The sequence below is a fragment of the uncultured Porphyromonas sp. genome (assembly GCF_938046015.1).
Classification (GTDB): Bacteria; Bacteroidota; Bacteroidia; order Bacteroidales; family Porphyromonadaceae; genus Porphyromonas.
In genome coordinates this window covers 67761-86846 of sequence record NZ_CALIXW010000038.1, presented here as the reverse complement: position 1 = coordinate 86846, position 19086 = coordinate 67761, and the positions used below count along the sequence as shown (strand labels likewise).

Annotated in this window: 12 protein-coding genes and 3 tRNA genes; 11 read left to right on the top strand and 4 right to left on the bottom strand. The window is 62.7% G+C overall.

Features of this window, described 5'->3' with window-relative positions; genetic code table 11:
* Window positions 1-5: 5 nt before the first annotated feature.
* From Q0248_RS05145 to deoC, 5 genes are read left to right on the top strand one after another with little or no spacing between them, the layout of a single operon-like run.
* The gene (locus Q0248_RS05145; RefSeq protein ID WP_211788679.1) at window positions 6-437 is read left to right on the top strand and encodes a biopolymer transporter ExbD; all 432 of its coding nucleotides are present in this window, start codon (window positions 6-8) and stop codon (window positions 435-437) included.
* A gap of 7 nt (window positions 438-444) precedes the next feature.
* Complete coding sequence (locus tag Q0248_RS05140; RefSeq protein ID WP_299320466.1) at window positions 445-1287, top strand: TonB family protein; 843 nt, start codon at window positions 445-447, stop codon at window positions 1285-1287.
* 39 nt (window positions 1288-1326) lie between these two features.
* A complete protein-coding gene (locus Q0248_RS05135; protein ID WP_299320463.1) occupies window positions 1327-1881 on the top strand; it encodes a DJ-1 family glyoxalase III in 555 nt (184 codons plus the stop codon).
* Window positions 1878-2219, top strand: a complete 342-nt coding sequence (locus tag Q0248_RS05130) for a nucleotide pyrophosphohydrolase (protein ID WP_299320461.1) — start codon at window positions 1878-1880, stop codon at window positions 2217-2219. Before Q0248_RS05135 ends, Q0248_RS05130 begins: the two co-directional genes overlap by 4 nt.
* 60 nt (window positions 2220-2279) lie before the next feature.
* Window positions 2280-3155 (top strand): deoxyribose-phosphate aldolase, encoded by an 876-nt coding sequence (deoC, locus tag Q0248_RS05125; RefSeq protein ID WP_299320458.1) that lies wholly within the window; start codon window positions 2280-2282, stop codon window positions 3153-3155.
* 232 nt (window positions 3156-3387) lie between these two features.
* Here deoC and Q0248_RS05120 read toward each other — a convergent pair.
* Window positions 3388-3460, bottom strand: a tRNA-Lys gene (locus Q0248_RS05120).
* Between the two features lie 567 nt (window positions 3461-4027).
* Here Q0248_RS05120 and Q0248_RS05115 point away from each other — a divergent pair.
* The 6 genes from Q0248_RS05115 to Q0248_RS05090 all read left to right on the top strand — a co-directional run bounded on the left by Q0248_RS05115 (window position 4028) and on the right by Q0248_RS05090 (window position 10660).
* Window positions 4028-4101 (top strand) — tRNA-Asp (locus Q0248_RS05115).
* A 36-nt stretch (window positions 4102-4137) separates the two neighbouring features.
* Window positions 4138-4212 (top strand) — tRNA-Pro (locus Q0248_RS05110).
* An 802-nt stretch (window positions 4213-5014) separates the two neighbouring features.
* Window positions 5015-6265, top strand: a complete 1251-nt coding sequence (locus tag Q0248_RS05105; RefSeq protein ID WP_299320455.1) for a U32 family peptidase — start codon at window positions 5015-5017, stop codon at window positions 6263-6265.
* Between the two features lie 217 nt (window positions 6266-6482).
* A complete protein-coding gene (locus Q0248_RS05100) occupies window positions 6483-7682 on the top strand; it encodes an aminotransferase class I/II-fold pyridoxal phosphate-dependent enzyme (RefSeq protein ID WP_299320453.1) in 1200 nt (399 codons plus the stop codon).
* A gap of 130 nt (window positions 7683-7812) precedes the next feature.
* Entirely contained in the window at window positions 7813-8757 is a 945-nt protein-coding gene (locus Q0248_RS05095; protein WP_299320451.1) for an ecotin family protein, read from the top strand.
* 52 nt (window positions 8758-8809) lie between these two features.
* On the top strand, window positions 8810-10660 hold the full coding sequence (locus Q0248_RS05090) for an LTA synthase family protein (protein WP_299320449.1): 1851 nt from the start codon (window positions 8810-8812) through the stop codon (window positions 10658-10660).
* 1387 nt (window positions 10661-12047) lie between these two features.
* On the opposite strand, the gene Q0248_RS05085 is transcribed toward Q0248_RS05090, so the two are convergent.
* From Q0248_RS05085 to Q0248_RS05075, 3 genes are all read right to left on the bottom strand, one after another.
* Complete coding sequence (locus Q0248_RS05085) at window positions 12048-13409, bottom strand: RagB/SusD family nutrient uptake outer membrane protein (protein ID WP_299320446.1); 1362 nt, start codon at window positions 13407-13409, stop codon at window positions 12048-12050.
* A 175-nt stretch (window positions 13410-13584) separates the two neighbouring features.
* Window positions 13585-16917, bottom strand: a complete 3333-nt coding sequence (locus Q0248_RS05080; protein ID WP_299320444.1) for a SusC/RagA family TonB-linked outer membrane protein — start codon at window positions 16915-16917, stop codon at window positions 13585-13587.
* Between the two features lie 545 nt (window positions 16918-17462).
* Window positions 17463-19067, bottom strand: coding sequence for a ComEC/Rec2 family competence protein (locus Q0248_RS05075; RefSeq protein ID WP_299320442.1), 1605 nt, complete (start codon window positions 19065-19067; stop codon window positions 17463-17465).
* Window positions 19068-19086 lie beyond the last annotated feature (19 nt).

Genomic DNA, 19086 nt, shown 5'->3' with positions numbered 1-19086 from the left:
GTACAATGGGACTCAAGCGTAAGACCAAGGTCTCCGAGACCTACAGCATGGCCTCGATGACGGACGTCATCTTCCTGCTGCTCATCTTCTTCCTCGTCACCAGTACGATCATCGTGCCCAATACGATCAAGGTGACGCTGCCTACCTCGGCACCTCAGTCGAGCCCCGAGCAGCCTGCAGCTCGCATCACGGTGACGCCCGACCTACACTACTACCTCGGTATCGACCGCGAGGCCCCCGTCGAGCTGAGCCGCGAGGCCCTCGGCGAGCAGCTGGCGATCTTCGCTGCCGAGCATCCCGAGGCCTACGTCTCCATCCAGGCCGATGAGAGCGTCCCCTACCGCGAGGTCGTAGGCGTCATCAATGCTGCGGCGACCTCCTCGCTGCGTGTGGTACTCGCTACGCGCGCCGAGACCCCCAGCACTCCTACACGCTAGCCTCCCTATGGATCCGCAGGATAGATCTAGGATACAGCGCCGCGCCCTAGGCCTGGCCATCACCCTCGCGCTACACGGACTCCTCCTTGGGCTGCTCGCCCTCGTGATCCTCCGTGTGGAGCGTCCACAGCCCAAGCCTGTGGAGCTCCTCGTAGCGGTCAACGTGGGTAATGTTCCCCAGGCCTCTGGTGCCGAGGAGCCCGGAGGTGTGCAGACCCCTGAGCCACAGCGGAAGGAGGTCTCTGCTCCGCCCGTGGTCGAGCCGCGCCCCCAGCCCGTGCAGCCCAAGGTACGCCCTAAGACGCCCCCCGCCGAGCCCATCAAGACGCAGCAGCACGAGCCTAGCCTCCACGCTGCTGAGGTCGAGGCACGCAAGGAGGCAGAGCGTCGCGCACGTGCTGAGGCAGAGGCCGCCCGCCGTGCCGCCGCCGAGGCTGCTGCTCGTGAGGCCGCTCGCCAGCAGGTAGGGCGCTCGGTGGCTGGTGCCTTCGGCGCCCAGTCGGGCAAGACTGGCTCACAGGGTACGGCTAGCTCGGGCTCAGGCAATCAAGGGAGCCCCAACGGCAGTGCTGGCAGCTATGCGCTGGCAGGCCGCAGCGTGGTCAGCAACGGCGGTGTGCTGGCACGCCCCGCCACCAGCCGAGCCGTCGATGGCGTGGTACGTGTGCGTATCGTCGTCGATGGTGCGGGGCACGTGACGCGTGCTACCGTAGCGCAGGGGACGAACATCGCCGACACGAGTATCCGCAACGCAGCGCTCGCCGCAGCGCGAGCTACGCGCTTCAACGCCGTCGCTGGAGCCGAGGAGCAGGAGGGCATCATCACCTACCGCTTCAAGATCCAGGACTAGCGCTCTTCTCTCTTACTACTCATTAGACCGGTACCAACTATGGCTAAGAACATCTATGTCTTCCTGGCCGAGGGCTTCGAGGAGATCGAGGCCGTGACGACCATCGATCTCCTGCGCCGCGCAGGACTCCCTACCCATATCGTCGCCGTTGGGGATAGCCCCCGGGTGGCGGGCGCCCATGGCATCGTCATTCAGGGCGACGTGCTCGTCGACGAGGTCTACAGTGCCGACGTCCACGCCCTGGTCCTCCCAGGAGGACTGCCTGGGGTGACCAACCTCAAGGCTTCGGCCAAGCTCCAGCAGCTGCTCCAGGACGCTGCCGAGGCGGGCAAGTGGCTCGCGGCCATCTGCGCTGCGCCCTCCATCCTCGGCGAGCGTGGCTACCTCGAGGGGCGCGAGGCTACGGCTTACCCAGGCTTCGAGCAGTACCTCACGGGGGCTGTAGCGCAGCCGCTGGGAGTAGTGTGCTCGGGCAACATCATCACGGGCCGCAGCGCTGGCTCGACCGTAGACTTTGCCCTTGAGCTCATCAAGGCGATCGAGGGCGAGGACAAGGCGGCCGAAGTCGCCCGCGCTATCGTCTACCAGCGATGAGCCTCGAGGAAGCACAGCGCGCCGTAGACACCTGGATCCAGGAGTACGGCGTCCGCTACTTCTCCCCGCTGACCAATATGGCCATCCTCACCGAGGAGGTCGGGGAGGTCGCTCGCCTCATGGCGCGCCAGTACGGCGATCAGAGCTCCAAGCCCAGCGACGAGGGACGCCAGCTCGGCGATGAACTAGCCGACGTCCTCTGGGTCGTGCTGTGCCTGGCAAACCAGACGGGGGTGGACCTCACCGAGGCCTTCGCCCGCAATCTGGAGAAGAAGACGCAGCGCGACGCCACACGCCACCACGATAATCCTAAGCTACGCCCCCAGAAGGGCGAATAAGACAAGGGCAGCCCTCCGCACATATGGCGGTGGCTGCCCTACATTCATTAAACTATTACTATGGTAGAGACCAATCACAGCAAGTATCAGGAGGCCTTCGACGCCTTCGCCCCTGCCCTCACGCTCGCCGAGATCGAGCAGCGTGTGGCCAAGATCCTCAGCGAGCGCTACGAGACCAACAACTGCGCCGAGGTCAAGAAGTTCCTCCACTCCACGATCGACCTGACGACGCTCACGGCACGCGATACCGAGGCCAGCGTCGCCGAGCTGGTAGGCCGTGTTAATGACTTCGAGGGCACGGAGGACATCCCCAGCGTCGCCGCCATCTGCGTCTACCCCAACTTCGTCAAGACCGTACGCGAGCTCCTGACCGATGAGTCGGTGCAGGTAGCCTGCGTCAGTGGCTGCTTCCCCGCCAGCCAGAGCTTCATCGAGGTCAAGATCGCTGAGACTGCGCTGGCCATCGCAGCGGGCGCGGACGAGATCGACATCGTGCTGAATCTCGGAGCCTTCCTCGCGGGGGACTACAGCGAGGCCGCGACCGAGATCGAGGAGCAGAAGGCGACGGCACGCGATGCCCGCCTCAAGGTCATCCTCGAGACGGGTGCTCTGCGCGAGCCCGAGGCCATCCGTCGTGCCGCTATTTTGGCGCTCTTCGCTGGGGCGGACTTCCTCAAGACCTCCACGGGCAAGGAATACCCCGGGGCTGACCTCGTGGCCGCCTACATCCTCTGCTCGGTGCTGCGCGAGTACCACGAGAAGTACGGGCAGCTGCGTGGGGTGAAGTTCAGCGGGGGTATCCGCACGCCCGAGGACGCCGTGAAGTACTACTGCATCGTCGAGGCCGTGCTGGGCAAGGAGTGGCTGACCAACGAGCTCTTCCGCATCGGTGCCTCCAGCCTTGTCGAGAGCCTCGAGCGCGAGCTCGTCGGCTAGCCGCCCCTCCTCTCGCTGCGTAAGGCTCGCTCTGCGGTACCCACGTTCCGCCTCTGGCCTGCCTTCCTCCTGCGCCGCGCACCCCATAAGGCGCATCCTGACGCCCCTGCGCACCGCACGCAGCCAGCCTACGAGTACGCCGCACCACCATTCCACTGCGGACTGTCGCACGATCCAATAGGAAACGACAAAGGCCTCTAGGAGCATCGCTCCTAGAGGCCTTTGTCGTTTGTGAACCAGCTGGGGTTCGAACCCAGGACCCCATCCTTAAAAGGGATGTGCTCTACCGACTGAGCTACTAGTTCTACCTTGATTCAAGCTCCGCCCTTCCCTTCCCGGGTAGGCGTAACTTGCGAGGGCAAAGATACGTAAAGATTGCCAAAAGCGCAAGCTAGTCGTTAGCGAGAGCATGGACTGGGTAAGGCTGGCAGATGACTGCTAGCACTGTGTTGGGACAGTGCTTTGCCCTCCGGCTATTCGCTTGCGCCACCCTTGTGCCTCCCTCCCTCCTTGCTTTAGTCCGCTTCACAGCCTAAGCCCTTGGCTTCGTCCCCCTTATCCCTCAGCCCCGCGACTGCTATCCCTCAGCCGTCTGACAGGCGTCCCTCGGTGTGCTGATGGATATCGGTCAGCGAGGAGCCCCCTAGGAGTGGGAGGTGCTAGGGCTAGGGATTCAGCTAGCTGAGCGGGGAAGGCAACGTGCGGGGGAAGCTATTCTGAAGGCCCTTAGGGCGGGTAGGGGAGCTGCGGAATGCTTGGAGGGTAGGGGTCTTGGGAAGTAGGGGCTAGAGGGGTGAGGCTGAGGGAGTAGCTTTGCGAAAAAGAAAATTAGTGCTATCTTTGCAGCCGTCAAGAGGCAGCGATACGCACGAGGTGTGGTAGTTCAGCTGGTTAGAATACCTGCCTGTCACGCAGGGGGTCGCGGGTTCGAGTCCCGTCCATACCGCCGCTCAGCGATGAGCACGCGCTCCTCTGGACAACTCGGGATGTAGCGCAGTCCGGTTAGCGCACCTGCTTTGGGAGCAGGGGGTCCCAGGTTCGAATCCTGGTATCCCGACGATCATACAAGCGACATCATAAGTCCGATCTTCCGCTGGAGGGTCGGACTTCTTGTTTTTTTTCCCTTTACTCCTTTGTGGGCAGGAGCGCGGCAGCTTGCCCCCGACCATTGTAGTGGTACGCGCCCGCGAGAGGCCTTGGTGATCACATGGAGCTGCGAGAGGCTAGGGCGGAGCTTGGCTTGGGCGTAGGGCGGTTGCGTCTGAGCTGAGAGACGCCTAGCGCGTTTGGCCTAGGCTTACTGGCTAGCGGGCTGAGGGGCAGGGGGCCAGGCTGAGGGGGGGCGGGGAGCTTTGCACGGGGACATTCCTGGCGCGCTTACTCCTTAAGTATCCTCCCCGCTAGCTCGCGCTGCTGCCCCAGTAGTGTCGGAGCGCGCTGGGCGATATCAGTCGCGGTACCCACGGACGCCCCTCAGAAGGCTGACGGATATCCTTCAGGAGCTTCCCCCCTTAGGCTGTGGCTGCGTAACTGCTTATTCCTCAGAGCGCTGTTAGGTAGGGGAGGACGGAGGAGAGGGGCTGTGGAGGCCTTGGCTTGTCAGGCGCCTTTATAGTCTTGATCACACGAGTCTCCGTGTGATGCGAGGCTAATTAGCACGCAGCTTGTTGTGCTCGAGAGCTTACTCCTAGAGGTACAGCCGGCCAGTGCTTTTACGCTTGATGGGCCTTCTTCTATTGTGTAGTGCTTTGCTGGTGCCATGGGACAAGTAGGCCTAGAAGCTATGCTTGGGAGGAGGCGGAGGATGGGGGAGTGCGCGCATTGTCTTATCTTTGCAACTCGACTTTCCCACAGACAGAATGAACAGAAACGAATATGAAATCATGGCGCCCGTCGGCAGCTATGAGTCGCTCATGGCGGCCATAGGTGCGGGCGCTGACTCGGTATACTTCGGTATCGAAGGGCTCAATATGCGCTCCAAGAGCGCCAATAACTTCACCACCGAAGACCTCCACAAGATCGCAGCCATCTGCCGTGAGCACGGTGTCAAAAGCTACCTCACGGTCAATACCATCATATATGACGAGGACCTGGAGCTCATGCGCCAGATCATCGACGCAGCCAAGGAGGCTCAGGTCTCCAGCATCATCGCCGCCGACGTGGCCCCGATGCTCTACGCGCGTAGTATAGGTGTAGAGGTGCATCTCTCCACGCAGCTCAATATCACCAACGTCGAGGCGCTGCGCTTCTACGCCCAGTTCGCCGACGTCGTCGTCCTAGCGCGCGAGCTCAATATGGATCAGGTGGCTGCCATTCACCGCGCCATCATCGAGGAGCCCATCTTAGGGCCTGGAGGCGCACCGATTCGTATCGAGATGTTCGCCCACGGCGCGCTCTGCATGGCCGTCTCGGGTAAGTGTTACCTAAGCCTGCACGAGCAGGGCAAGAGTGCCAACCGCGGGAGCTGCTCGCAGATCTGCCGCCGCTCCTACGAGGTCAAGGATAAGGAGACGGGTATCGAGCTCGAGATAGACAACCAGTATATCATGTCCCCCAAGGACCTCAAGACGATCCACTTCCTCAACAAGATGCTGGACTCGGGCGTGCGCGTCCTCAAGATCGAGGGGCGTGCGCGTGGCCCCGAGTACGTCGACGCCGTCGTGCGCTCCTATCGCGAGGCGGTGGATGCCTACTGCGCGGGTACCTTCAGCGAGGAGCGCGTAGCCAAGTGGGATGAGCACCTGGGGCAGGTCTTCAACCGCGGCTTCTGGAACGGCTACTACCTGGGGCAGCGCCTCGGGGAATGGACTTCGTCCTATGGCTCGTCGGCGACGAAGCAGAAGGTCTACGTGGCGAAGACCAATAAGTACTTCTCCAAGATCGGCGTCGGAGAGTTCGCCGTGGAGAGTGGTGCGATCCAGGTCGGCGATGAGCTGCTGATCACAGGGCCTACGACGGGCCTTGTGCGCTTCACCGTCGAGGAGCTGCGCGTGGATATGGAGCCCGTAGAGCGCGCCGAGAAGGGGCAGGTCTGCTCCATCGCTGTGCCCGATAAGGTACGCCCTGGGGACCGCGTCTACATCTTCAGTGACAGGACGGTCAAGCAGTAGCAAAGTGAGGGTGAGGGACTCATTTTCCTCAATTTTGTGTACTTTTGTCCGTATTTTATGAAGTGGCTCCAGCGGGTACGTCCGCTGGGTGCCGCACCAAAAGTGATTAACAAAGCACGCGCTGCGCAGCCACCTAGAGCATGAGGCTGCCCCGCTGCTAGTCCGCTGTGCTGCTGGTCCGAGAGGCCGTGGCAGCCGGGCTATCCGGAGCTATAGAATGAATCTACTAGAGCAGAAACTATCCAGCTATACGGAGCCACAGAAGGCTCAGGCTGCAGGGATATACCCCTACTTTCGCAAGATAGAGAGCGAGCAGGATACCGAGGTCATCATTGACGGTAAGAAGGTACTTATGTTCGGATCCAACTCCTACCTCGGTCTGACCAACCATCCCGAGGTGAAGGCCGCAGCCCGCGAGGCTGTGGAGAAGTACGGGACAGGCTGTGCAGGCAGCCGCTTCCTCAATGGGACGCTGGACAGCCATATCGCCCTGGAGAAGCGTCTGGCAGAGTTCGCCGGCAAGGAAGATGCTATCATCTTCTCGACTGGCTTCCAGGTGAACCTCGGGGTCATCTCCTGTCTCCTCGGTCGCGAGGACTACATCATCTGGGACTCACTGAACCATGCCTCCATCATCGAGGGCATTCGTCTGTCGCCCGCCAAGAGCCTTCGCTACAAGCACAACGATATGGCCGCCCTGGAGCGCCGCCTGCAGCAGTGCGACCCCGAGCGTATCAAGCTCATCGTCGTCGACGGGGTCTTCTCTATGGAGGGTGACCTGTGCAACCTGCCCGAGATCTGCCGCCTGGCGGAGCAGTACAAGGCCTCAGTCATGGTCGATGAGGCCCACGGCTTCGGCGTCATGGGCGACCACGGTCGTGGCGTCTGCAATCACTTCGGCCTGACGGACAAGGTAGACCTCATCATGGGTACCTTCAGTAAGAGCTTCGCAGCTATCGGTGGCTTCATCGCCGGCAGCAAGACGACGATCAACTACATCCGTCACCACGCCCGCTCCTATATCTTCAGCGCAAGCTGTACGCCTGCTGCGACGGCAGCCGTAGGCAAGAGTCTGGAGATCATGCTGCGTGAGCCAGAGCGTGTCGAGGCGCTGCAGGAGAAGACGCGCTACTGCCTAGAGAAGTTCCGCAAGCGGGGCTTCGAGATCGGGAACACGTCCACGCCGATCATCCCCCTCTTCGTACGTGACAATGAGAAGACCTTCCGCGTGACGGCTGAGCTCTTCCATGAGGGCGTCTTCGTCAATCCCGTAGTGGCGCCTGCCGTCGCTCCCGAGGATACGCTGATCCGCTTCTCGCTGATGGCCACGCACACCTACGAGCAGCTCGACACCGCGATCGAGAAGATCACGGCCGTCTTCCGCCGCCTCGATATCCCCCTTCACCCACAGGCCTAGAGGCTAGGCTCGCCCGAGCTTAGCCAAGGCCTAGAGGCTCCCCGGCCCGAGTACTCCCCACTATCACAGGAGGGAGTACTCGGGCTTTTATCTATCTTTGCCCTACCCAATCGATTGATCACGCTAGACTATGGACTATAGATCACAGCCGCTTGTGCTGACGCTGATGGCGCTCCTGCTCATCGTGGCGGGCAGCTGCCGCACGACTCGCGAGGGGCAGGAGGATAAGCTCGACTCCATCCCCGAGCAGAAGCTTAGCTATGACGAGCCTAGGGCCGCGCTGCCCGAAGGGATGCACCTGGTGCGCCTGCGTGACCTCTCGCCCAAGGATGACTACCGCCTCGAGCTCATTCCACTGGTGCGCAACGAGCATCCCGCTGGCCTCTATCGCCTCGAGGGGCGCCTCGTCTCCAGCGACCCCTGGCAGGGGCTCAATCACTACAGCTACGAGGGTGCCAGCCAGCCGATCTCCTGCGCGCTGCGCCCCAATGCCCCCGAGACCTTCCGCCGATACGCCCTAGGCGAGCCGCTGCTGCTGCCCCTCTTGGGCAACCAGCAGCTCGTCCTCGAGCCCCGCGACTCCGTCGCCATAGGCCTCCGATACTGGAAGGCCGTCGGTGCCGCCACGGAGCTCAAGCCCTCGGCCGAACTGGAGCGCCGCGCTCCCAAGGAGGGCTACCGCGCCTATGAGTTCACCGCCCCAAGTCCCCGCCACGAGGATGACCCCGAGGAGTACTATATCGAGCTCATCCCGAGCAAGCGGATGAAGGTGGACTGCAACATCCATCTGCTGCGCGGACGCTTCGAGCTGGAGCGCGACGGCACGCCCGATCACCTCAGCTATACCTTCCTCTCCGATGGGTCGACGATGTCCACGCGCATGGGCTGCCCCGACGGTACGCTCACGGAGAAGCTCATCCGCCATACGGGCCTCATCGTACTGCGCTGGGCGGGCAGTGGCCTGCAGATCTACGTGCCCGAGGGCTTCGTCATGCGCTATCGTCTCTACCGCCCCGATGGGCAGCTAAGTCCCGTCACGCCGCTGCCTAAGTCGAAGTCGCCCTCCAAGCACTAGTCCCCAGTCTCGCGCGCGCCGTCGAGGCGCCCGCCCCCCTATCCCCGCTGCCATGCCTCATCGCCTGCTGCACCGCATTTCCCCCCGCCTTCGCTATCTCCTCTGCCTCAGCAGCGTGCTGCTTTGGCTCTTCGCTCTGGCGAAGCTCTCCTTCCTCCTCTACACCCGTCCCCCCGCCTCCTCCCTATCGCTCGCCGCGGTGGGGCAGGTGCTCGTGCACGGCTTCAGCCTCGATCTGGCAGTGCTGGGCTACCTGCTCGTGCTACCGCTGCTGCTGGTGGCGGGCTCGCTGCTGAGGCCTGAGATAGAGGCTAGGCGCCTGCTGCGTCCCTATCACCTTTTCCTCGCACTCCTCCTTCCACTGCTTCTCCTCGTCGATGCGGGGCTCTACCCCTACTGGGGCTTCAAGCTCGACGCGACGATCTTCCAGTACCTCGACCATCCCGCTGCGGCCGCGGCGAGCGTCTCGCTGGGCTTCATCCTCGCAGCGCTGTTCCTGTACCTCGCCTTAGTGCTGGGGCTGTACTGGATCCTCCAGCGCTGCAGTGCGGAGCGCTGGCTGCGGGGGCAGCGCCCTTGGCGCTTGGCCCTCGGCTACCTGCTGCTACTCGGTCCCTCCTTCGTAGCGATACGCGGGGGGCTGGGCAAGTCTACGAGCAATGTAGGCCAAGTCTACTTCAGCCAAGATCAGTGGCTCAACCATGCCGCCGTCAATCCCGTCTTTAGCTTCGCCTCCTCGCTGGCGCATGTCGAGGACCTTGATGCCGAGTACAATGCCTTCGGCGAAGAAGAGCGCGCGCGGCTCGTGGCGGGGCTCTACCCTGCGGCAGATGCCCCGCTTAGAGATACGCTGCTGCGCACGCAGCGCCCCAATATCCTGCTGATCATTATGGAGAGCTTCGGTGCGCGCTTCGTCGGGAGCTTCGGGGGCGATGCGGCTGTCTCGCCGCAGCTCGACCGTCTGGCGCGTGAGGGCGTACGCTTCGAGCGCTGCTATGCCAATAGCTACCGCACTGACCGCGGGACGGTCTGCCTGCTCAGTGGCTACCCGAGCTTCCCCCGCCACTCGGTGATGAAGATGCCCGCCCAGCTGCGTAGCCTCCCGGGGATCGCGGCCGAGCTGCAGCGCGTCGGCTATACGACGGACTTCGTCTACGGCGGGGATGCCAACTTCACCAATACCAAGGGCTACCTCCTCGGCTCGGGCTACCAGCGTGTGACGGACGTCACGGGGCTCTCTAGCTCGCTGCCACGCAATAGCTGGGGCGTGCATGACGAGGCGACCCTCGACTATGTCTACCAGCAGATCGTCTCCCGCCCGAAGGGCAAGCCCTGGCATATCGGCCTGCTGACCCTAAGCAGCCACGAGCCCTGGGATGTGCCCTATCAGCGGCTAGAGGGCAAGGAGCGCAACGCCTTCGCCTACCTCGATGCCCAGCTGGGGCGCTTCGTCGATCGCCTCAGGCAGCGCCCCGAGTGGCAAGACCTCCTCATCATCTGCGTCGCCGACCACGGCTACCATCGTGCCGAGGATGCGGGATCGCGCCACGGCCTCGCCACGCACCACATCCCCATGCTCTGGCTGGGCGGAGCGCTGCGCGGGCCGCGGAGCTTCGGCCAACTGATGACGCAGACCGATCTGGCGGCCACGCTGCTCAGGCAGCTGGGCCTTAGCTCCGAGCGCTTTGCCTTTAGCCGCAATGTACTGGGGACGAACTATAGCTACCCCTTCGCCTACTATACCTTCAATGACGGCTTCGCCTACATCGACAGCACGGGCTACTCGGTGGTGGACAACGCCACGGGGCAGTGCATCGAGGAGGCGGGTGCTGGAGCCGAACTGCGGCGTGCCCGCGGCCGTGCTCTGCTCCAGACGAGCTACGACGACCTAGCCCGCCGCTAGCGGCCTATCACCTCTTCCTCATCATTTAGCGCCCCACGAGGGCGGATACCTCCAGCACAAGTAAGGGAGCGTCGCAGCACTGGGCTACGACGCTCCCTTTCGTTTGGAGGGTCGCCCCTGTAGGGCTCTTGGTTCTTATTCGCTCTGCTCCCCAGGGTTTGGTCGCCCTTGTAGGGCTACGCACCCTGGGCTTTGGAGGGATCGCCCCTATAGGGGCTTTGCTCCCTTGTCTACAAGCTGGGACGAGGCAAGGCGGGGGTATACCCCCCATCGCCCTTGGGAGGAAGACTTAACAGCGACGCCAGCTGGGAGGAAGTACGGCGGGAGTACATTCCCCACCGAGCTCGGGAGGAAGGCTTAACAGCGACGCCAGCTGGGGAGCGAGGCTGCCAGTACAACCTACTGATAGGCTTTGCTGGGGCTGTCGACGGCTGTGCTAGCCCCAGCGGGGCGACCCATTCAAAGCCCAGGGTGCGTAGCCCTGCAAGGGCGACCAAACCCTGGGTAGAGCAGCACAAAAAGCATAAAGCCCTACAGGGGCGACCCTTATCATAGATAGGGGCTAAGGCCGCTACGCGGGGAGCGAGGCTGCCTGTACAACCTACTGATAGGCTTTGCTGGGGCTGTCGACTGCTGTGCTAGCCCCAGCGGGGCGACCCATTCAAAGCCCAGGGTGCGTAGCCCTGCAAGGGCGACCAAACCCTGGGTAGAGCAGCACAAATAGCATGAAGCCCTGCAGGGGCGATCCTCACCCGAAGTGCGTGAGCTACCAGTATCGTGCTACGGCTCGCTCCTCCGCTAGGAGGGTCGCCCCTGTAGGGCTCTTTCCTTTAGGTCTTATGGCTTACCCAGGGTTTGGTCGCCCTTGCAGGGCTACGCACCCTGGGCTTTGGAGGGATCGCCCCTATAGGGGCTTTGCGTCCTTGTCTACAAGCTGGAAGGAAGCAAGGCGGGAGTACCTCCCCAACTGCGCTTGGGAGAAAGGTTTAACGGCTGCGCTAGCCCCAGCGGGGCGACTCATTCAAAGCCCAGGGTGCGTAGCCCTGCAAGGGCGACCAAACCCTGGGTAGAGCAGCACAAAAGTCGTAAAGCCCTACAGGGGCGACCCTTATCATAGATAGGGGCTAAGGCCGCTACGTGGGGGGAGGGGCCGTGAGGGATATCAGTCAGGAGGCTGAGGGACGTCCGTGACGCACGCGAGGGCTATCAGTCAGTACGCTGAGGGATAGCCCTCAGCGAGGCAGTCTAAGGCCTTCAGCGCGCCCTGTCCCCTAGTAAAGAGCGACGCGCGCCCGTAGACCTCCGTGGTCTACGGGCGCGCGCCTTTATCGTGAAGTCCTCCCCAGCGCCTCAGCTCAAGGCTGAGGTGCTGGGGAGCCGCTAAGGCCTACTGGCGGGCCTTGGTATTGTTGGAGAGTTCGGACTGGGGGATGGACAGCGTCAGGCGCGCATCCGTATAGGGGATGGTCTGGCCGGTGAGCTGTGCCGAGCGCGTCGTACGGATCTGGTCCTTCTGGAAGCGCTTGAGTACCTGCAGTGCGAAGCCTTCACCCCAGAGCTCGATACGCCACTGGTAGTAGATCTCGTCGAGGAGCTGCGCGTCCGATAGCTGGTCGATATGATCGACTGCGGCGGCCAGCTGAGCGGGCTCGGTACGCTCCTTGAGCAGCGCCTTCAGGACGGTCTTCGCAGCGCTCGTGTCCCCCTTGCGCGCAGCGGCTTCGCTGGCGATGAGGTAGAGCTCAGCCGCGCGCATGAAGATGATGTCATTGAGCCACTGACGGTCAGCACCGAGCGCGGGCTTGGTCGTGGAGTAGAACTTACCCGTAGGATAGCCGCGCTTGTCGAACCACTTGGCACGTACGTCGTAGCTGGGGATCTGCTCCTGCAGCAGCTGGTTGATTACCTTGGCATCCCCTGCCCAGGCGTAGCTGTAGGTGTATATGTCGATGTGTCCCCAGAAGCTCTGTAGGCCGCCCGTCGTCTCCTTGGTGATGTCCACGCCCCAAATGAACTCTGAGGTATTGACGTCGCGGAAGCCCGTAGCATCGATCTCGGAGGCGGGGATCAAGGGGTACTGACCCGCGTCGATGACCTTCTTGGCCTCGTCATAGGCCTCCTGGTAGCGCCCTAGGTCGAGGTAGGCACGGGCGAGGAAGCCCGTGGCGACCGTACCGTCGACCTTGGACTTATTGCTACGAGCAGGGTCGCCAGCCTCCTGGAGGGCCTTGCGACCAGTCACGAGATCCTCGAGGATCTGGGCATAGACCTCCTCGAGCGTCGCCAGGCCACTGGCGGCATCGAGGTTGCGCTCGAGGGTGTAGAGCGGCAGCACGCGCTGGCTCTTGGTCGTAGCGCTGTAGGGCTGGGCGTAGACGTGGGCGAGGTTGAGCAGGGCTGCGGCACGCAGTACCTTAGCCTGACCCCAGGCAGCCTTGTTGGCCTTGCTGATTGTGCTGGAGAGCTCCTTGTCCGAGCCGAGACCCTGGAAGAAGCTGTTGGCCGCGCGTATGGTACGGTAGCTGAAGTTCCAGATCTGGGAGTTGGTGTTGCTATTGGGCGTATTGATCTGCAGCGAGGCCGCGTCCTTGAACCACCCACGGCTGGTTGTCGGCATCTCCATATCCCCCGAGAGGAGGTCTGTGTTGATGTCGAGGGCCTTCTGGGCGAAGTCGTTATGGTCGCCGTCCTGCGACTGGTTGGGCTCGTAGAAGGTAGCGATGACGGCATTGAGGTAGCCGACACCCACCTGGTCATTCCACTCCGCGGCCTTCTGGATCTGTCCAGGGGAGAAGATCTGCGAGGGCTCCTTCTCGAGGAAACCCTTGCCGCAGGAGCTCAGGAGGCTAGCAGTACGAGGCTATTCTTAGTCTTCTTGGTCATAGTCTGTTGTCTTCATTAGTCGGTGAGACCTAGCGTCGAGCCTAGAAGTGCAGCTGCACCCCTGCGACAATGCTGGATACGGGGAGGTAGCGCTGGGCGCTGGAGGATCCCGTGGTACTGCTCATGGAGGCATAGCCTCGGCGAGCTGTCAGTAGGAAGAGGTTGTCCCCGCTGAGGTAGACGGTAGCGCTGCCGATACCAGCACGCTCCAGCAGTGCCTTGGGCACGTCGTAGCTGATGCGGGCATTGGTCAGGTTGAGGAAGCTGCGGCTGGTCAGGAAGCGCGTGGAGGCGCTGCTGACGTAGCGGAGCTCCGTCTGGTCGCTGGCTAGGATGGGCAGGTCGCTGCCCTTGTTCTCAGGCGTCCAGGAGTTCAGGATGTCCTTGTGGTAGTTGGTCTCCCCGATGCGCGCCCCAGACTTCATCAGTCCAGCGTACGCCAGGTCGAGGCCGTAGCCGCCGAGGCCGTAGGTGAAGCTCGTGCTCAGGCGGAAGCGCTGGACGCGTAGGTCGAAGCCGAAGCCCCCGACGAAGTTGGGGATAGCGGACTTGCCGACGAACTCACGTACGGCCGAGCTGTAGTCGGTCGTCACGCCCTCGGTCAGCTTGGAGACATCCCCGCCGTCCTGCAGGTACTTCTCGAGGTCGGTGACGTAGACGTCCTTGCCGTCGACCTTCTGTGTGTAGCTCTTCCACTGGGGGAGGCCCTTGTCGTTGACTCCTCTCCAGGAGCGGAGGTAGAAGTCACGCAGCGAGTGACCCTGCTTGTAGGCATAGGAGCCCTGGATCTCGTAGTGCTTGGGGGCGTCGGTAGCGGGATCCTTGGACATGCGGTCGATCCTATTGGCATAGTAGCCGCCATTGGCATGCACCGTCAGCTCGACGTCCTTTGTCTTGATCGCTTCGTAGCGTAGCTCGAGCTCAAGGCCTCTGTTGCTGAGCTCGCCATCATTGACGGGGAGCTTGCTGTAGCCGAGGGAGGGAGGCGTCTGGGCGTTGAAGAGCATGTTGCTGGTCTTCTTGATGAAGAAGTCCAGGTTGAACTCCAATCGATCCAGCAGGCGCGACTCGAGCCCGATATTGAAGGTGTGGGAGAGCTCCCAGCTGAGGTTGGGGTTCCCCTTAGAGTAGAAGGAGAAGGAGGGCTCACCCTGCGCATCCGTCAGGTCGTATAGGTCGGTGTAGAGGTAGTAGTCGGGCGTGTACGAGCTGTAGCCAAGGGATAGATCTTGGTTCCCTAGTACCCCATAGCTGGCCTTGAACTTCAGGTTGTTGATCCAGCTAGCGGAGGAGAGGAAGGACTCGCGGCTGGCGATCCAGGCAGCCCCCACCGAGCCGAAGGTGCCCCAGCGGTGGCCGTCAGCGAAGCGCGAGGAGCCGTCGCGGCGCAGCGAGGCGCTCAGGTAGTAGCGATTATCGTAGTCGTAGCGCAGCTGACCGAAGTAGCTCTCGATGGCATTGGTCAGTCGGTAGGAGGCCGAGCTCTCGTTGATGAGCCCGTCGTTGAGGTCGAGGACGTTGCCCTTGACGACCTTCTTGCGCTGGGCGCTCATCAGGTCGTTCTCCTGCTCGCTGCTCTCGTGGGCGATGAAGGCGTCGAGGTGGTGGTCCCCGAAGGCACGGCCCCAGGAGAGGATCTGGTTGAGCGTATGGTTGTGCAGGATGTTACGGTTCTGCGTGATGCTCCCTACGTTCTTGCTATCGCCGTAGAGGGGGTTGGCTAGGCGTGCCTGACGGTAGGCCTGGAACTGTAGGCCGTAGTTGATGGCGAGCTTGAAGTCCTGGAGGAAGCGGTACTCGAGGCTGATATTGGAGGTGAGGAAGTCACGTGAGGCCTGCTGCTTGTCTAGGCGCGTCGAGCCTGCGGGGTTGATCCCCCCACGGAAGGGACGGGATACACCATCGTACTCACCGAAGTCGTAGGCATCGGCTCCACCGAGCTTGGGGTCGGGGACACGCTTGCCCGTGACGGGGTCGTGCTGGAAGACAGGGAAGATGCTGGGCGTGCCGTAGACCCACTGGAAGCCGTTGGAGTCGGTCGTGCCCTGCCCGGGGTCGTTGGTCGTCGTGTTGGCATAGGATAGGCCGATGGTTGCCTTGAGGTCCTTGCTGAGGTTCGCCGTCAGGTTGTTGCGCAGGCTGAGACGCTTGAAGTCCGAGCCTACGTAGTAGCCCACGTTCTTCTGAAAGCCGAGGGCGGAGGCGAAGCGGATCTTGTCGTTACCGCCAGAGATGCGGAGGTTGGCCTCGTTGAACTGCCCCGTGCGGAAGAGCTCGTCCTCCCAGCGCTCAGGCGTGTAGAGGCGCTTGGCAGCACGGTTGAAGCGGCCCGTCTGGGCGTCGATCAGCTGGCCCGAAGGCAGGTCCCAGAGCTTGTAGCGGCTGGGGATGGAGGCTGCGGCGTCGGCGCCACTGGCGAGGATCCCGTCGAAGAAGAGCAGGTCAGCAGCGCTCTGTGGGGCGTCGGCAGCACTCTTGCCGTCTGCGAAGCGCGTGCGGGGCGAGCTGTAGGCCGAGGCCAGCGAGTTTTTGAGACCGAAGTACTCATACTTATTCTTGACGCTCTGATAAGCCACCTCGAGGAAGTCCTCGGGGCTGTTGATGACGTCATAGAGGGGGATGAGGCGCTTGTTGATCCCAGCCTTGAGCTCGGCGTCGAAGGTGATCTTGCCTGCCTGCCCCTGACGCGTGGTGATCAGGACGACCCCATTGGCCGCACGTGCCCCATAGAGGGCGGTGGCGGAGGCGTCCTTGAGCACGGTCATCGACTCGACGTCCGCGAGGTTGAGCCCACCGAGGTTGAGCTCGTAGGGGACGCCGTCGACGACGTAGAGCGGGGCTGTATTGGAGTTCACCGAACCAATCCCACGGATCTGTACCGTGGCGTTGGCGCCAGGCTGCCCCGTGGTGGTGAAGACTTGTACCCCAGGCGAAGCACCTTGCAGGGCGGTGGTGAGGTTGGACGTGCTCTTACGGTTCAGCTCCTCGACCGAGACACGGGCGGCGGAGCCGGTGAAGGAGTTCTTGGACTGACGCCCATAGGCCACGACCACGACATTATCTACCACGCGCTCCTCGGCACGTAGGGTGACGTGCAGGGGCTGCCCCGTGAGGTTGACGCGCTGCGAGATATAGCCGATGCTGGAGACGGTGAGGCTCTTGGTGCCTGCGGGTACCTTGAAGGAGAACTTCCCCTCCGTGTCGGTCAGGACGCCGACCTTGGGGTGCTCCGTGGCTACCACGCTGGCCGCGATCACGGGTTCACGATCATTGCTCGCGATCACCACCCCAGAGACGGTGATCTGCTTTTGCTGAGCTAGTGCCCCTGCGGCGCTTGAGGCCAGGAGTAAGAGATAGAGTAGGCTTTTTCTCATTGCTTAGCTGGGTATTAAGTGAATGTTGCTTGCGGATGGGTGGGGGATAAAAGAGAAGCTCCTTTGTGGTTGGTTACCACAAAGGAGCTTCTGTATGTATCGGTTGACTACGCCCTAGGGGGGCATATCGATCAGCTCACATGAGGCAACGCGGAGGCGCTATGCGTATGATACATACACATAGACATTCGGCGCCAAATGGTAATGAGCTGAGTTCTTGTCATTCTTGTCTGTCTGCTTTTTGAGGCCCTCTCGGGGAGGGTGCTTGAGCGCAAAGTTAGTAATTCTTTACAATAATCCAAATCGCGCTCCGACCTGCGCCTCGCTGTCCGCTACCCTTCGCCTCCCTCCCGCTCTGTCCAAATCCTCGCCGTACGCCGCCCAAGCTAAGCCCCTCGTCCTCCTTATCCCTCAGCGCCCTGACTGGTATCCCTCAGCCGTCTGACTGGCGACCCTCAGCGTGCTGATGGATATCAGTCAGCGCCGTGCTCCTTAGGTGGGGGAAGGAAAGCAGCAGGGAAGAGGAGGGGAGGAAGGCTAGGGGACTAGAGGCGGGCGCGCTGCTCGCCCAGGAGAGCAAGGCTTAGGAGGCCGAGGGCGAGGAAGGCGTAGTAGAGGAGTAGCGCCCAGAGGGGGAGGGGATAGCGGAGCTGCAGGGCTTCGAGGGTAAGGCCTTCGGTGAGCTGGCGAACGGATGTGCCGAGGTATTCTATGAAGGCGCTGAGCCACGCCGTCGGTAGCCCCAGCAGCTGCAGCAGGAGGCAGCCTAGGAAGCTCGGGATCAAGAGGCAGGCCGCGGCCGTCAGCGGGAGGGCACTCAGTAGGAAGCCCAGCGAACTGCGGCCGAAGAGCTGCAGCGAGAGCGGGAAGAGCAGCAGCTGCACGGCCAGACTCATCGCCAGCACACCCCACATCCAGGCCAGCGGCCGCAGCTGCAGCCGCCCCACGCTGCGGTAGATCGGGCCGTAGAAAAGGTAGATGGCCAGCATCGCCACATAGCTCAGCACGAGGCTCGCGCTGTGGAGGCTCTCGGGGAGGCAAAGGAGCTGCAGGACGAGCGGCCAGGCGAAGATCTCGGGGAGCGAGGGCGGCCGCCCGAGGAACTTCGCCCCAAGGTAGAGGCTCAGCATCAGGGCGGCACGTACGGTGGGGATGCTTGCCCCTGTGAGGAGCGTGAAGCCCCATGCGCCCATGAGGAGCAGTCCCCAGCGGAGCCGTGGACGCTCGCTGAGCCCCGGTATATAGCGCAGGAGTAGGGAGAGCAGCCCGATGACGAGCGCCAGATGGAAGCCGCTCACCGCCAGCAGTTGGGCTGCCCCTACGGCGACAAAGTCCTCCCGCAGCTGTCGTCCCTCGGCGTCGTGCCCGAGCGTCCCGAGGCTCATCCCAAGGGCCAGCTGCCGCGTGTAGGGACTGAGGGGCAGCTCGGAGGCATTTAGGTAGATGGTCTCCCTGAGCCGCTCGAGGGCAAGTAGCGGCTGTGTGACCAGGAGCTGCGCGCTCGTGCCGTGACTGAGCGCCAGTACTTCGCCGTGCCCACGTCCCGAGAGGCCTTGGCTGAGGAGGTAGCGGGCATAGCCTTCGCCCACCGTACCTGGGTAGTCCTCGAGCCCGCGCATTCGTCCCAGACGCAGCAGGAGCGTGTCCCCGACATGGGGCGCTTCGTCTCCGAGATCGAGCTCCAGCAGCCAGTGACCGCTGGGGCTTAGGGACTCGGTGGCTTGGGCTTCCTCCGCCCTTGGAGCAGCCTCGGGGAGCAGCGCGAGCCTAAGGAGGGCGCGGCCCGAGCGGGCTTGGTCTATAGGAGCAAGCAGCTGGGCGCGGGCGTAGCTACCGCTCGGAGGGGCGGGCTGCTGGAGCTCCGTGAGGCGCGCGCCGTAGTGCAGCCGTGCTAGCAGCAGGCAGAGCAGCAGCAGAAGCCCACGCAGGAGGCTTCCCCAGCGCCAAGCCCCGAGGAGCCGCCCGAGGACTAAAAGCAAAAGCCCACCCCCAGCGAGCCCGAGGGCCAGCTGAGGGTGGGGATAAGCGTAATAGGAGAGGTAGCCGAGGAGGAGGCACGCGAGGAGCTGCACGGCGGGGCTGCGACCCCAGCGGTCCCACAGCTGCCCGAGGAGGCCACGCTCTAGGCTGCGCCTGAGGAGGCTAGGCACGGCGCCGAGCCCCTGAGGG